Source organism: Mycobacterium sp. IDUB_24, assembly GCF_055419385.1.
This window is the reverse complement of record NZ_JBVAXO010000001.1, coordinates 1,523,696-1,538,240: the sequence shown is the minus strand read 5'-3', so window position 1 is coordinate 1,538,240 and position 14,545 is coordinate 1,523,696. Positions and strand designations below refer to the sequence as shown.

At 67.2% G+C, this 14,545-nt stretch carries 16 protein-coding genes; 7 read left to right on the top strand and 9 right to left on the bottom strand.

The window, feature by feature from the left end; translation table 11 throughout:
- Window positions 1–2: 2 nt before the first annotated feature.
- From ACZYZF_RS07430 to ACZYZF_RS07415, 4 genes are read right to left on the bottom strand one after another with little or no spacing between them, the layout of a single operon-like run.
- Window positions 3–416 (bottom strand): rhodanese-like domain-containing protein, encoded by a 414-nt coding sequence (locus tag ACZYZF_RS07430; protein ID WP_463742825.1) that lies wholly within the window; start codon window positions 414–416, stop codon window positions 3–5.
- Complete coding sequence (locus ACZYZF_RS07425; protein ID WP_463742826.1) at window positions 413–868, bottom strand: Rv0361 family membrane protein; 456 nt, start codon at window positions 866–868, stop codon at window positions 413–415. Before ACZYZF_RS07425 ends, ACZYZF_RS07430 begins: the two co-directional genes overlap by 4 nt.
- A gap of 6 nt (window positions 869–874) precedes the next feature.
- Window positions 875–2,125: a formate-dependent phosphoribosylglycinamide formyltransferase gene (gene purT, locus ACZYZF_RS07420; RefSeq protein ID WP_463835067.1), complete on the bottom strand. Its 1,251-nt coding sequence runs from the start codon at window positions 2,123–2,125 to the stop codon at window positions 875–877.
- Window positions 2,126–2,149: 24 nt separating this feature from the next.
- Entirely contained in the window at window positions 2,150–2,452 is a 303-nt protein-coding gene (locus tag ACZYZF_RS07415) for a UBP-type zinc finger domain-containing protein (protein ID WP_463835066.1), read from the bottom strand.
- A 43-nt stretch (window positions 2,453–2,495) separates the two neighbouring features.
- Between ACZYZF_RS07415 and ACZYZF_RS07410 the strand changes: the two genes are divergently transcribed.
- Genes ACZYZF_RS07410 through ACZYZF_RS07390 form a run of 5 tightly spaced genes read left to right on the top strand, consistent with a single transcriptional unit; the run spans window position 2,496 to window position 8,316 of the window.
- Window positions 2,496–4,085, top strand: coding sequence for a Na+/H+ antiporter (locus ACZYZF_RS07410; protein WP_463742829.1), 1,590 nt, complete (start codon window positions 2,496–2,498; stop codon window positions 4,083–4,085).
- On the top strand, window positions 4,078–6,084 hold the full coding sequence (locus ACZYZF_RS07405; RefSeq protein WP_463835065.1) for an MMPL family transporter: 2,007 nt from the start codon (window positions 4,078–4,080) through the stop codon (window positions 6,082–6,084). The genes ACZYZF_RS07410 and ACZYZF_RS07405 overlap by 8 nt, the downstream gene beginning before the upstream one ends.
- A 10-nt stretch (window positions 6,085–6,094) precedes the next feature.
- The gene (locus ACZYZF_RS07400) at window positions 6,095–6,901 is read left to right on the top strand and encodes an alpha/beta fold hydrolase (protein WP_463835064.1); all 807 of its coding nucleotides are present in this window, start codon (window positions 6,095–6,097) and stop codon (window positions 6,899–6,901) included.
- Window positions 6,902–6,910: 9 nt separating this feature from the next.
- Window positions 6,911–8,116 (top strand): cytochrome P450, encoded by a 1,206-nt coding sequence (locus ACZYZF_RS07395; protein WP_463742832.1) that lies wholly within the window; start codon window positions 6,911–6,913, stop codon window positions 8,114–8,116.
- Between the two features lie 5 nt (window positions 8,117–8,121).
- Window positions 8,122–8,316, top strand: a complete 195-nt coding sequence (locus ACZYZF_RS07390; RefSeq protein WP_463742833.1) for a ferredoxin — start codon at window positions 8,122–8,124, stop codon at window positions 8,314–8,316.
- Here ACZYZF_RS07390 and ACZYZF_RS07385 read toward each other — a convergent pair.
- From ACZYZF_RS07385 to ACZYZF_RS07375, 3 genes are all read right to left on the bottom strand, one after another.
- Entirely contained in the window at window positions 8,303–8,761 is a 459-nt protein-coding gene (locus ACZYZF_RS07385) for a nitroreductase family deazaflavin-dependent oxidoreductase (RefSeq protein ID WP_463835158.1), read from the bottom strand. The genes ACZYZF_RS07390 and ACZYZF_RS07385 overlap by 14 nt on opposite strands.
- 51 nt (window positions 8,762–8,812) lie before the next feature.
- Window positions 8,813–10,372, bottom strand: coding sequence for an HNH endonuclease signature motif containing protein (locus tag ACZYZF_RS07380; RefSeq protein ID WP_463835063.1), 1,560 nt, complete (start codon window positions 10,370–10,372; stop codon window positions 8,813–8,815).
- Window positions 10,373–10,464: 92 nt separating this feature from the next.
- On the bottom strand, window positions 10,465–11,136 hold the full coding sequence (locus tag ACZYZF_RS07375) for a hypothetical protein (RefSeq protein WP_463835062.1): 672 nt from the start codon (window positions 11,134–11,136) through the stop codon (window positions 10,465–10,467).
- Between the two features lie 62 nt (window positions 11,137–11,198).
- Between ACZYZF_RS07375 and ACZYZF_RS07370 the strand changes: the two genes are divergently transcribed.
- Complete coding sequence (locus ACZYZF_RS07370) at window positions 11,199–11,945, top strand: SDR family NAD(P)-dependent oxidoreductase (RefSeq protein WP_463835060.1); 747 nt, start codon at window positions 11,199–11,201, stop codon at window positions 11,943–11,945.
- Here ACZYZF_RS07370 and ACZYZF_RS07365 read toward each other — a convergent pair.
- Both ACZYZF_RS07365 and ACZYZF_RS07360 read right to left on the bottom strand, forming a co-directional pair.
- Window positions 11,942–12,565, bottom strand: a complete 624-nt coding sequence (locus tag ACZYZF_RS07365) for a PaaI family thioesterase (RefSeq protein ID WP_463742837.1) — start codon at window positions 12,563–12,565, stop codon at window positions 11,942–11,944. The genes ACZYZF_RS07370 and ACZYZF_RS07365 overlap by 4 nt on opposite strands.
- Complete coding sequence (locus ACZYZF_RS07360) at window positions 12,562–13,857, bottom strand: adenylosuccinate synthase (RefSeq protein WP_463742838.1); 1,296 nt, start codon at window positions 13,855–13,857, stop codon at window positions 12,562–12,564. Before ACZYZF_RS07360 ends, ACZYZF_RS07365 begins: the two co-directional genes overlap by 4 nt.
- A 105-nt stretch (window positions 13,858–13,962) precedes the next feature.
- Between ACZYZF_RS07360 and ACZYZF_RS07355 the strand changes: the two genes are divergently transcribed.
- The gene (locus ACZYZF_RS07355) at window positions 13,963–14,544 is read left to right on the top strand and encodes a hypothetical protein (RefSeq protein ID WP_463835058.1); all 582 of its coding nucleotides are present in this window, start codon (window positions 13,963–13,965) and stop codon (window positions 14,542–14,544) included.
- The last annotated feature ends 1 nt before the right edge of the window (window position 14,545 follow it).

Below are 14,545 nucleotides of genomic sequence, written 5' to 3'. Positions count from 1 at the left end.
TCTCAACTTTGTTTCCAAGGCAGACCAACGGCCTTCCAGCCGGTACCGCCGCGGTGGCGGTTCTCGTCGAGATTGCCCTCGAAGCCGTCGAGGATGTTGTAGGACGGCGCGATACCGGCCGCGGTGGCGGCCTCGGCAGCGCCGATCGAGCGATTGCCGGAGCGACAGAGGAAGACCACCGGCCGCTCCCCCGGCGTCACGCCGGAAGCCTGGAGATCGTCGACGAACGCATCGTTGTGGCCGCCGTCGGTCCGGTTCCACTCCACGTACACCGCGTCACGCTCGAGGCTGGACAGATCCGGCACCCCGACGAAGCGCCACTCGGCGTCGGTACGACAGTCCACCAGCACGGCCTCGGAATTCTCACTCAGAAGCTTCCAGGCCTCCTCAGGCGTGATGTCTCCTGCATAGCTCACGGGCGTGAGTCTCCCATACTCGAACAGACGCGCCATTCGCCGTCCTCACGCACAAAGGCCGTCTCGGTGTTCACCTTGGCGTCCGGGGTATTGCCGAAGTGGTAGACCACCTTCGCGGTGGCGCGGTCACCCTCGACCTGCACCGCGGAGACGTCGTCGACATACCTGGCGCCCTGCTTGGCTACCGAATCACGCTGCCGGGCAATGAAATCTGCCTCGGTGCCGCGTTGCGCGGCGCAGGTGTGAACCGAGAATTCGCCGAAGTTCTCGCGCTGCAGGGCGTCGTTCTGGCCGACCGCTGCGAGGCTGACCTTCTGCTCCTCGCTGCGCCCGTCGCTGCCGAAGACGTTGAGCAGAACGACAACGATCACCACGAGCACAATGACGGCCAGCGCGCCGAGAAAGGGCGCCATCGTGGGCCGATCCTCGGTGTCGTCGGTGTCCTCAGCCATTCCCGGCTACCACAGCTTGCGCAGCGCAGAACCGACCCGGCGGGCACGGTCACGGGCAATGATCACATCCGGCGCGGTGGCCAGTGCGACCCCGAGGCGCCGTGGGGCCTCGGATTCACCCGGCCGACCGAACAACCGCACATCACTTTCCGACGTGGCCAGCGCCTCGGACAACACACCGCTGATGTCGGCCGACAGCTCGCCGGCATCGGCCCCGCCGTAGCTGACCTCGGCGGCTGCCGGGGAGATCATGATGGTGTCCACCGCCAGACCCAGGATCGCCCTGGCGTGCAGCTCGAACTCCGACAACCGCTGCGACCGCAGCGTCACCAGCCCACTGTCGTGCGGCCGGATCCGGACATCGGAGAAGTACACGTCGTCGCCCTGAACCAGCAGCTCGACACCGAACACCCCGCGTCCGCCCAACGAGTTGACTATCCGCGCGGAAATGGACTTCGCGGCGTCCAGCGCGGCCGGCGACAGGGGCTGAGGCTGCCACGACTCCAGCACGTCCGCACCGACCTGACGGTGCCCGATCGGCTCGCAGAACTGCACGCCGGCACCCGACGGCCCGGCCGTGCGCACCGTCAACATCGTGATCTCGTATTCGACCTCGACCACGGACTCGGCCAGCACGCGGTTCTGGGCGATGTGTCCGGCGGTGGTCGCACGCTGCCAGGCTGGTTCGACGTCGTCGGGTCGCAGCAGCACCGACTCACCGTCGCGTTGCGCGCCCACGACCGGCTTGACCACCAACGGGAAGCCGGCATGCTCGGCCACCGCGGTCAGTTCCTCGACCGAACCGGCGAACCAGAACGGCACCGTGGGCAGGCCCAGCTCGTCCGACGCCAGCCGGCGCAGACCTTCACGGTCCTGGCTGAGCCGGATGCTGCGCGGGGCAGGCAGAACCTCGATACCGCCCCGCTCGGCCACCGCGACCAGGGCGTCGGCGGCGATGACGCCGGACTCGGCCACCACGTAACGCGGCTTCTCCCGCTCGATCAGCGCGGCGAGTTCCTCGGCGTCGTTCATCTTGATCACCGCCGAGCGGTCCGCGACGCCGTGTGCCGGGGCGTAGTACCGGTCCGCGGCCACCACGACACCGCCGAGCCGCTGGAACGCCAGCGCAAGCTCCCGGCTCAACTCGCCCGAGCCCAGCAGCAGCACCGTCGCCGCGGGGTCGGTGGGCTTGTCGGCGCCCGCTTCGGCGCCGTCGACCTGATCTTCGGTCTGCACGTCCTCTATCGATTCACTCATCGCACGCACCAGCCTGCCAGATCGTCAACCGACCCGATGGTCGATATAGCACCAACGCCAACTCTCGCCCGGTTCCGCCGAGCGCATCACCGGATGACCGCTTTGCTGAAAGTGCTTGGTGGCATGCTGATGCGGGCTCGAGTCACAGCAACCGACGTGACCGCACGTCACACACATCCTCAGATGGGCCCAGCTGTTCTCGCCGTCTTCCTCGCATTCCTGGCACTGTCCGGGAGTCAACGGTTGCGGCTCGGGGACCTCGGCATCGAGATGTTCACAGGTGCGAGGCGTCGGAATCTGCTCACGCCGACGTGATCTCCTCAACATGTTGATCAAGGATAGGCACGGCACAAGAAGGAGGAACGACAACGTGGGTGCCTCACTCCTGGCGGCCCTGGTCGCCGCGATCCTGCTGGCCGCCGTCGCCCGCCGCTTCGACGTCTCGGCGCCGTTGGCGCTGGTGGTGGCCGGGCTGGCCGGCAGCACGCTGCCCGCCTTCCACGACGTCCAGCTGGATCCCGACCTGGTGCTCTTCGTGATCCTGCCCCCACTGCTGTGGTCGGCGGGACTGGAGAGCAGCTACGTGGCGCTGCGCCGCAACATCCGGCCGATCGGGCTGCTCGCCGTCGGGCTACCGCTGGCCACGACGTTCGCTGTCGGCATCGTCGCGTTTCACACCGTGCCCGAACTCACCATCGCAGCGGCCCTCACCCTCGGCGCCATCGTCGCCCCGCCCGACGCGGTCTCGGCCACCGCGGTCGGCCGTCGCCTCGGTCTGCCCCGACGCACCATGACCCTGCTCGGTGGGGAAAGCCTGCTCAACGACGCCACCGCGCTGACCGCCTACAAGGTGGCGCTCGGAGCCGCCATCGGCACGGCCGCCAGCTGGGGCGACGGCCTGGCCACCTTCGGGTTGGCCGCAGTCGGCGGCACCGTGGTCGGCGGTGTGATCGGCATGGTGGTGCACTTCATCCGCACCCGCCTCGACGATCCCCTGGTCGAGAGCGCCATCGGCCTGATCGCACCGTTCTTCACCTACCTGCTGGCCGAGGAGATCCACGGCTCCGGCGTGATCGCCGTGGTGGTGGCGGCGTTGATCCTGGGCCAGCGGGAGACACAGGCCGGCTACGCCACCCGGCTGCAGGACAAGGCGGTGTGGAAGGCCCTGCAGCTGATCCTCGAATCGTTCGCGTTCCTGCTGATCGGCCTGCAGCTGCCGAAGGTGATCAGCGAGCTGGCCGGTATCTCGGCGGCCACCCTGGCGATCTCGTCGGCGGCCGTGCTCGCCACCGTGATCGGGGTGCGCATCGTGTGGGTGTACGTCTCGACCTATCTGCCCCGTGTGCTGTCCAAGAAGCTGTGCGCGCGCGAGACGGCACCGACGAGCGGTCAGGTGTTCGTCGTCGCCTGGGCGGGCATGCGGGGCGTGGTGTCGTTGGCCGCGGCGTTCGGTGTTCCGGCCACCACGCTGGCCGGCGATCCGTTCCCCGGCCGCCCGCAGTTGGTGTTCCTCACCTTTGTGGTCGTGGTCGGCACGCTGTTGCTGCACGGCTTGACCTTGCCCTGGTTCATCCGGGTGCTCGGGGCCCAGGGGGACGAGGCGCACAGCGACGCCGTCGCCACAGCCGCGGCGCAGGACAAGGCGGCCCGGGCCGCCGCTGAACGGCTCGACGCCCTGATGTCCGAACAGTCAGCCACCGATGTGCCCGAACGTGCCGCCGACGTCCTGCGGGCGTGGAACACCCGGCGCCGCAATGCCGCCTGGGAGCGCCTGGGCCGCGACGACGCCGACATCGGGGAGAGCCCGACGTCGGCATTCCGCCGGTTACGCCTCGAAATGCTTGCCGCCGAACGGGACACGTTCATCGCCGAACGCGATGCGGGACACATCGACGACGAGGTTCTGCGTACTGTGCTCCATGGGCTCGACTTGGAAGAGGCGACACTGAATCGTGATTAGGCGTCTGGCGTGGCTCGCGGTGTTGGTCGTGATCGTCTCGGGCGCGCTACTGGGCCTGCTCAGCGGCAGCGAGGCCGCCTCGCAGTCGCCGGTCGCCGTTCCGTCCGACGCCGAGTCGGCACGGGCTGACGCGCTGCGGGCCGATTTCCCCGGTGGAGATCAGGTACCGGCGATCCTGGTGGTGACCCGCACCGACGGCGGCGAACTCACCAGCAGCGACGTCGACGCCACCGCGGACGCACGCCACCGGATGACCGATGCACCCGGGCCGCCCGTAGTGGTCGCCGATGACGGCAAGGCCGCGGTGGCCACCGTGCCGTTGAAGGCCGACCTGTCCGGTTTCGGGCTGAACGACGCCGTTAAGGATCTGCGCGCCACCGCGGCCAACGGCCTCCCGGCCGGGCTGCGGGCCGAGATCACCGGAGGCCCGGCGTTCGGTGCCGACATCGCCAATTCGTTTGCCGGAGCGAACATCACACTGCTCGCGGTGACGGCGGCGGTGGTGGCCCTGCTGCTCATCGTCACCTACCGCTCACCCGTGCTGTGGCTGGTGCCGCTGCTGGTCATTGCCTTCGCCGACCGCGTCGGTGCCGTCGTCGGGACCGCGGTGGCCTCCGGGCTGGGCCTGAGCCCCGACGGGTCCACCTCGGGTATCACGAGCGTGCTGGTATTCGGCGCGGGCACCAACTATGCGCTGCTGTTGATTTCACGCTACCGAGAGGAACTCGGGCGCACCGAGCAGCATCGCGCGGCCCTCGTGACGGCGGTGCGTGCCGCCGCCCCGGCGATCGTCGCCAGTAACGCGACCGTGGTGCTGGCCCTGCTGACCCTGCTGTTCGCCTCCGCACCCAGCAACCGCAGCCTCGGCGTGCAGGCCGCATCGGGTCTGGTGGTCGCCGCGATCTTCGTCCTGGTCGTGCTGCCGCCGTTGCTCGCGCTGTGCGGCAAGCGACTGTTCTGGCCGTTCATTCCGCAAGTGGGTGCCACGCCACTGACCGAAAGCGGTGTCTGGCACCGGGTTGCGGACTCGGTGGCCCGCAAACCGGCCCGCGTGGCGGTGGCCTCGCTGGCCGGCCTGGCCGTCCTGTGCACCGCCCTGTTGTCCACCCCGATCGGGCTGACCCAGACAGAGCAGTTCCGGGTGCAGGCCGAATCGGTGACCGGCTACCAGACACTGGCCGCCCACTTCCCGAGCGGTCTCACCGACCCCACGCGCGTCGTCGCGTCCACAGCCAAAGCCGGTGCGGTGCAGCGCGCAATCACCGACACCCCCGACGTCGTCTCCGCCACCCCCGCAGGACAATCCCCAACCGGGCTGACCCAATGGTCGGTTGTACTCAAGGCCGAACCTGCCTCCGACGAGGCCTTCGAAACCATTGACGCCCTGCGTGATTCAGTACATTCGGCGGACCGCACCGCGTTGGTGGGCGGGTCCGACGCCCAGGCCAGGGACATCGCCAAAGCAGCGCAGCGTGACCGGCTGGTGGTGATCCCGGCGATCCTGGCGGTGGTGCTCGCCGTGCTCTACCTGCTGCTGCGGTCGGTGTTCGCGCCGCTGGTGCTGGTCGGGGTGACGGTGCTCAGCGCACTGGCCGCACTCGGACTGGGCGGCTGGGCCAGCGTTCACATATTCGGATTCCCGGCCCTGGACAACAGCACCCCGCTGTTCGCCTTCCTGTTCCTGGTGGCCCTCGGCGTGGACTACACGATCTTCCTGGTCACCCGGGCCCGCGAAGAGACACCGGAGTACGGAACTCGGCAGGGCATCGTGCGTGCCGTGTCGGCCACCGGAGCGGTGATCACCAGCGCCGGTGTGGTGCTGGCGGCAGTGTTCTGCGTTTTGGGTGTGCTGCCGCTGATCGTGCTGACCCAACTGGGCATCATCGTCGGTCTGGGCATCCTGCTGGACACGTTCGTGGTCCGCACCGTGATCATTCCTGCCCTGTTCACATTGATCGGCCCGCGGATCTGGTGGCCGGGACTACGTGCCGACCGCTAGCTTGGCAGGTGTGCAGGAGCTGCGAGTACCGACGAAACTCGGCCGCCTTCGCGTCCAGGTCCGCGGCGACGGCGATGCCGTCCTGTTTTGGCCGAGCCTGCTGATGACCGGCGACATGTGGGCCGGGCAGGTGCAGGAGTTCGAGTCCGATCACCGGGTCATCGTCGTCGACCCGCCCGGTCACGGCGGCAGCGAAAAGCTCACGGCCCCCTTCAGTTTCACCGACTGCGCCGATGTCGTCGCCGACATTCTCGACGGCGCGGGCGTCGAACGCACGCACTTCGTCGGCAACTCGTGGGGCGGGATGATCGGTGGAACGTTCGCGGCGTTGCACCCGAGCCGCATCGGCCGAGCCGTGTTGATGAACTGCACGGCGTCACCCGCCGGGCGAGCGCAGAAGTTGGAGTACGGCCTGCTGCTGCGGATGGCCAAAACGCTCAGGGGTATCCGCGGTCCCCTCACCCGACCGGTGCTCACGGCGTTCCTGGGCCCGACGACGTTTCACACGCGTCCCGAGGTGGTCAGCTTCGTGCGGAACGCCGTGCAGCGCGTCGACGTCGATTCCGTCGCGTGGGCGGTGCAGAGCGTAGTACCGCAGCGCCCGGACCAGCGGACGTTGCTCTCCCGCGTGAAGGCACCGGTGCTCGTGGTCGCCGGCGCCGAAGACGCGACGTTCCCGCTGCGGGAGACCATCGCGATGGCCGACGCCATTCCGGGGGCCGACGTGACGGTGCTCGACGGCGTCGCACACCTGGCCGCGCTGGAGAATCCCCGCCTCGTCAACACGTTGATCAGGCAGTTCCTGGCACGCGAGTAGCGTCGTGGCATGACTGGGCCGACGACGCTGCCGCCATTGCACATGCGGCGCAATGCCTTCGACCCGACCCCGGACCTGCGTGAGATCCGTGAGACCGACGGGGTGCGCAAGATCATCAGTGCGCTCGGCAACGCCGTGTATTTGGTCACCCGCCACGAGGACGTCAAGGCGATGCTGGGTGATCACGAACGGTTCTCCAACAGCAGACCACCCGGTTTCACCCTGCCCGGCGCGCCGGCGATGTCCGACGAGGAGCTGGCCAGCGCACGGGCAGGCAACCTGCTGGGCCTTGACCCGCCCGAACACCAGCGGCTGCGCCGGATGCTCACGGCGGAGTTCACCATCCGCCGGATGAAACGCCTGGAACCTCGCATCCTCGAGATCGTCGACTCCCGGCTCGATGCGATGGCGGCGGCCGGCGCACCCTCGGATCTGGTGGCCGACTTTGCGCTTCCCATCCCCTCTCTGGTGATCTGCGAACTGCTCGGCGTGCCCTACGAGGATCGCGACGACTTTCAGCAACGGTCCACACACCAGCTCGACCTGTCCCTTCCCATCGCGGAACGTCTTGCACTGCAACAGCAGAGCCGTGACTACATGCGCGGCCTCGTCGCGCGGGCCCGCCGCGATCCGGGCGAGGACATCCTCGGCATGCTGGTGCGCGACCATGGCGGCGAGCTGACTGACGACGAACTCGTCGGCATCGCCGGGCTGCTGCTGCTCGCCGGGCATGAAACCACGTCGAACATGCTGGGCCTCGGTGTCCTGGCATTGCTGCGCCACCCCGACCAGCTGGCCGCAGTCCGCGACGATCCGGATGCAGTCGGCCCCGCTGTCGAGGAACTGCTGCGCTGGCTGTCCATCGTGCAGAACGCCATCCCGCGCTTCACCACCACCGAGGTCGAAGTTGCCGGCGTGCGGATTCCCGCGGGCGAGTTGGTCTTTGCCTCATTGCCCGCGGGCAATCGGGACCCGGACTTCATCCACACCCCTGACACGCTCGACATCGGCCGCGGCGCACCCGGCCATCTGGCCTTCGGCCACGGCGTTCACCATTGCCTCGGCGCTCCGCTGGCCCGCATGGAGATGCGGATCGCCTTCCCGGCCCTGCTGCAACGGTTCCCGGACCTCGCCTTGGCCGAGCCGTTCGACGACGTCGCCTACCGGTCTTTCCACTTCATCTACGGGCTCAAATCGTTGGCGGTAACGTGGTGAGTGCCATGAAAGTAGAACCAGATCGGGACGCCTGCATCGCATCGGGCAACTGCGTGATGGTCTCCGACATCATCTTCGATCAGGACGATGACGGCGTGGTCGAAGTCCTCGTCGATGAGGTGCCCGACGATGAGATCGCGCATGCACGCGAGGCCGTCAAGCTATGCCCGGCATCGGCATTGAAGCTCACCGGGGAGTGACGTCGGGCGTCAGGACGATCACCGGAATCGGCCGCGACGTTCGCTTCTGATATCCGATGTAGCGGTCCTTGTTCCCTGGCATGTCATTGACGATCCCCCACAGCCGCGGATAGTCAGCACCGTCTGGAAACACGGGTTTGGCGGTCGCTTTCAGCCGCTTCGGGCCGATGTTGATCTCCACGCGGGGATTGGCCTTCAAGTTGTGATACCACCCGGGTGCGGCTGGTTCGCCACCCTTTGACGCCACAACCAGATAGTCGTCTCCGTCGCGGGCGTAGGCGAGCGAATTGGCCCGCTGCTGACCGGTCTTGGCTCCGACGGTGTGCAGGATCAGGGTCGGAGGACCTCCGGGGATGTGATGCCCGATCCGTCCGCCTGTGGCCTTGTAGACCTTGTCGTGCAGCATCAGCATCGGCAAGCCGATGTACTTCTCCCACCACGGCATGCTCATGCGCCAATCCTGCTCGGCATTTCGAGGTAACGCCAGTGCTGGCGCTCAGAAGGGTGGTGGCGGTCCGTATTCTTCGGCGATCCAGGCTTGGAAGTCGCGTTCGAATTCGATGTCGCCGTTGAGTTCGGCGCGTAGCCGGCGTTCTTCGGCGATGCGGTCTTGGCGGTCTTGTTCGCGGGTTTGTCGGCGGGTCGGCATCTTCGCGCACCGGTTCGTCTCTGGCGCTTGCGGCTCGGGCTCGGGGAGGTCCAGGTTCCCGGTGAGTTGGCCCAGGGTCGGGAACATCGCGGCGCCGTGGGGTTCGGTGGTGTAGGTGTGTCCGGTGGGTGAGCTGAATTCGATGGTGCCGTCAGGATATTGGCGGTCCGACCAGCCGGGGCAGAACGTTTTGACCAGGTGGTGTGCGCGGCAATAGAGCTTGGTGTTCGACGGGTGGGTCGGGCCCAGGGGGTAGGGCACCGTGTGGTCGATATCGGAAACCACTGCCGGCGCGTCACAGCCGGGGAACCGGCAGGTCAGATCCCGGAACCGAATGAACTCACCCAACGCCGCCGACGGCCGGTACTGCGGCTCAGCCGCGCCGGCGTTCTCGGTGTCGGTGTGCTCGGTGTCGGTGTGCTCGGCGCGTGCCGCGTCATCGACAGGTTCGCAATCGGGCGGATCAGCTGTGTCGGCGGTGTTCTCGGCGTAGGTGTCGGTGCTGGTGTGGGTGCTGGGTACCACCACCGGTTTGTGTTTGGCGTTGGCGGCCAGGTCACGCACCGACTCGGCGGGCAGGATCCCATAGCCGGGCAGATACCCCGGATCATCAGAGGTGCCCTCCAGGGTCGACTCGGTGGCCAACACATGGACCACCGCGGCGGTAGCGGCGGCCCGCTGCTGGCTGGCCGGGCAGTCCGGTAACCCGCACAGGCATTGCAGCTGGGACTGCAGGCGGGCCAGCGGACCGATCGCATCAGCCCGGCGCTGGGCATGGGTGCGCGGATCATGCTCACACACCGTGTCAGCCAAAGCGTCCAGCCGTTGATCCAGTGCGGCGCCGTCGGTGACGTCCACATTGGCCCACACCGTGGCCTTGCCCGGGCTGCCCACCTCGACCTGAACAAACCGCTCCTCAGCCACATTGGGTGGCACCCTCACTCCGTTGGGGTCGAGTTTGGCGATCCACTGATCGATCCGGTCGCGGAGCTGGTTTTCAGACAGTCGCATCCACCGGTGTGCGCGGGTGGCCAGTTCCTCATCCAACCCCGCCCACACCGAGGGGTCCACGGTGCCGGTGCGGGCGATGATCATCTGCACCACCCGATAGTCGATGTCCCCGGCCGCGAACCTGGCTGCGACCAGGGGCAGTTTGTCGCGCAACACCCGGGCGTGGTGGATCTGGGTGCCGGCCCGGTGCCGGCTGATCCGCAGGGCAGCCGAGATTTCAGCGGCCACCTCGGCGAAGGGGTCGGTGGTCCAAAAGATCGATTCGGCCAGTTCGTGTGCGCGGCGGGTGTCGAGTTCCCCGATCGCCGCCAGGCGGCCCGCGATCGCCGCCGATTCGGCCCGCGCCCCGACACTGACCCGGTCGATCAGGTCAGCAGCAGAATCGGTATCGAACACATGTTCGATTATGCCACAGCGGGCAGACAAACGATGGTGTCTCAGGACATCGGTGACAGTTGCGGGCGCTTGGAGCCGGCCGGTGATGAGAGCTACGCGGATTCCTCGCGTTCGCCCGGCAGGTCGATCACCCCGGCCCGGATCAGGATCAGGAGACTGACCGCAAACACCCAGAGTGGGAACGCCAGCACGATCCACATGCTGACATTGCCCGCGACCAGAAGCGCCACGGCAACAAGGTAAGTCGCGTATACGAGCGGGCGCGGCATCAGGCCGGTCTTCAACCAGATCGTCGCCAACGACATCATGAACACCGCCGCCATCCGGACGCCGTAGGTCTTACTCAACGCCATCAACACCATTTGCCCGAACGTGGCGACGTGACTGTAGGCGGTGGTGTCGGCAATGCCCGCCCGGCTGGCGATCAGCCCGGCACCCACGGCCGAGGACACGAACATCGTCGCCAGGAAGAGGATTCCGCTGCCGAGGAACACCGACGAGAAGAACCGGTCCTCATAGCGGCCGAAGCCGTCACGGACTACTCCGATGAACCACAGGAACGCGATACCTGCGAACGGCATCAACACCGACGCGACCCGCAAGCGGGTAGTCGCGCCGTCGACCCATTGCGAGCCCGGCTCCGCGCCCTCGGGCAACGCAGTACGGATCATCACGAGGGCCACCCCGAACAGCACTGCGAACAGTACGCCGGCCAATGCCGCCGCCCGCGGCGTCGACAAGCGGTGCAAATGTTGTTGAACCACGGCGTCATAGTGACACTCCGAGCCCCAAACTGCGATGAGATCGGCCCCTTTAATATGACCAGGTGCCACTCGATGGAAGAACCGCATTGGTCACCGGTGCGACGAGCGGTATCGGCTATGCCACCGCAATACATCTCGCTGAGCGAGGCGCTCATGTCCTGGCGAGCGGTCGGGACGCGGACCGCGGAGCTGCGGTGGTGACCGCGATCCGCAACGCCGGCGGCACCGCCGACTTTCTCGGCGCCACGTTGACCGATGCGGCCAGCGCGCACGAATTGGTGGACAGCGCAACCAATATCACCGGTCAGATCGACATCCTGGTCAACAACGCCGCCATAGCGGTCTTCGGACCTACCGCAGCGATCGCCGAACAGGACTTCGACGCCTGCTTCGACCTCAATGTGAAGGTTCCGTTCTTCCTCGTGGGAGCGGTGGCACCGGCCATGGCTGCGCGCGGAGACGGCGCGATCGTCAACGTCAGCACCATGGTCTCCATGTTCGGCACCGCCGGCTCGGCGGTCTACGCGTCATCGAAGGCCGCGCTGAATCTGCTGACCAAGTCGTGGGCCGCCGAATACGGACCCAAGGGCGTCCGGATCAACGCCGTCGCTCCGGGACCGACACTCACCGAAGGGACCGCGGCTCAGTACGACACTGACCGCCTGGCTGCGCTCGCGGCACAAGCCCCGGCACGCCGCTACGCCGATCCCGCCGAAATCGCCAGAACCATCGGCTTTTTGGTGAGCGACGACGCCAGTTTCATCCACGGTGCGGTGCTGCCTGCAGACGGCGGCCGCACCGCGATCTAAGGCTGTCCCGGCAACAGTCTGATCATCAGACCGTTAGCCTCGGCGAGCAGGTTCTCGTCGGGGTCACGGAGTTCGGCGTTCACAAATGCCTTGCGCCCTTCGGCTTCCCGCACCCAGCCGCGCGCGGTGAGCTTGGTGTCGATGGGAGTCACCTTGCGGTAGTCCACGTGCAGGAAAGCGGTACGGCTGATCGGTCGGCCCGCAGCATGGATCACCATGCCGAACACCGAGTCGAACAGCAGCGGCAGCACACCGCCGTGCACCGCATAGTTGCCGCCGACGTGAAACCGGCTGAACTGCACGTGCAATTCGACGCCTTCGGGCTCGAACTTCGACATGGTCCACGGCGGCATCAGGAGGCTGCCCGCGCCCGGCAACGAGGGCACCCGGTTGGCCGGCCCCACACCCTCGGCAGCTTGGTACGGGTCGAGCAGCTTGATGAGTTCCTCGACGCGGTCGGCCGCGTCATCCCAGGTGTCGCTGTCGGGGTCGGCCGAGACGGCAAGGTCCTGGGCCCGGCGCATGGCCGTCAGAAACCGCTCGAAACCCGGCCCGGGATCGGCCGGCTCGAAAACCGGGAATCCACCGTGCTGATCGACGTAAGGATTCCCGTCACTCATGAAGGCGCCAGGATGTCGCGCCGCACGATCGTCTGTTCGCGGCCCGGACCCACACCGATGCAGGAAACATGAGCGCCCGCAAGCTCTTCCAGGCGCAGCACGTAGTCCTGGGCCTTGGCGGGCAGATCGGAGAACTCACGGGCGGTGGAGATGTCCTCCCACCAGCCAGGCAGCTCCTCATAGATCGGCTCGGCGCGGTGGATGTCGGACTGCGTCATGGGCATCTCGTTGGTGCGCTTGCCGTCGACCTTGTAGCCGACGCACACCGGGACCGTCTCCAGGCTGGACAGCACGTCCAGCTTGGTCAGGAAGTAGTCGGTGATGCCGTTGACCCGGGTGGCGTACCGCGCGATCACGGCGTCGAACCAGCCACAGCGCCGGGCCCGGCCCGTGGTCACGCCGACCTCGCCGCCGGTCTTGGCCAGGTAGGCGCCGTGCTCGTCGAACAGTTCGGTCGGGAACGGGCCCGACCCCACCCGGGTGGTGTAGGCCTTCAGGATTCCGAGCACGGTGGTGATCTGCGTCGGCCCGATCCCGGAACCGACCGCGGCGCCGCCGGCCGTCGGATTCGACGAGGTGACGAACGGGTAGGTGCCGTGGTCGACGTCGAGCAGGGTGCCCTGCGATCCCTCCAGCAGGACGGTCTCGCCCTTTTCCAGCGCCTGGTTGAGCAGCAGCCGGGAATCGGCGATGCGGTGCTTGAAGCCTTCGGCCTGAGTGAGCAGGTTCTCCACCACCTCGGCCGGCTCGAGCGCCTTGCGGTTGTAGATCTTGACCAGCACCTGGTTCTTGAATTCCAGTGCGCCCTCGATCTTTTCGGCCAGCTGCTGCTCGTCGAGCACATCGGCGACCCGAATGCCGATGCGGGCGATCTTGTCCTGATAGCAGGGACCGATGCCGCGGCCGGTGGTGCCGATCTTCTTGCTACCCGCGTAGCGCTCCACCACCTTGTCGATGGCGACGTGATACGGCATCAGCAGATGCGCGTCCGCCGAGATCAGCAGGCCCGAGGTGTCGACACCGCGCTCTTCCAGGCCCTGGAGCTCGGTGAGCAGCACACCGGGATCGACCACCACACCGTTACCGATGACGTTGGTGACCCCCGGCGTCAATATGCCCGAGGGGATGAGGTGCAACGCGAAGTTCTCGCCGGTGGGCAGGACGACGGTATGCCCGGCGTTGTTGCCCCCCTGGTAGCGAACAACCCATTGCACACGACCACCGAGCAGATCGGTGGCTTTACCTTTGCCCTCGTCGCCCCATTGGGCGCCGATGAGGACGATTGCCGGCATGGCGTAGTCTCCCGCTCAATCTTCCGCACTAGTGTGGTGCAGCCGGTAGGTCACCTTATCCCAGCACACGCTGCGAACACATTTTCTTGACCGCGAGGAGCAGTTTTGTCCGCCTCACATGGGGTCGCGGTGGTCGGTACAGGCCGTGTTCCGCGCCCGCTCCAGGGCCTGCCGAGGGTCGGCGTCGATGACCTCGGCACCCACCGCAGAGTGGTCGTGACCGGCGGTGAAGCCGAGCTTTCCGCCGTACTCACCGCGTTGCTGCGCACCGATCGGCTCGATGTCGAGGTCGCTGCGGCAGCCGGTATCTGGTCGGCCCGACGCGCGCTCCGTGCCACCGCCCGGCGTGTCCCGCTGATCCGCGATGAGACGGGAACGGTGCTCGTCAGCGCGGCGCACTGGCAGGGAGTCGACGGCGCGCCGCTACAAGGCGAGGCCATCGTCGACGATTGCGTGCTGTTCGACGGTGAGGCACCCGGTGTCCGCGTCGAGCCGACGGCGAACATGCCCGGGCTGCGCGCGAGCGTGGTCTCCGACCGTGGCCGCACGCGCGGCTGGGTCGTCGGCCGCGCCGCGCAGCTGGGCACCCCGGGCGCCCAGGTGATCCGTGATGGGGTGGCCGCGCCCAGGACGGTCCGGCGCTCGACGTTCTACCGGCACACCGAAGGCTGGCTGAGAGTCGGCTGAT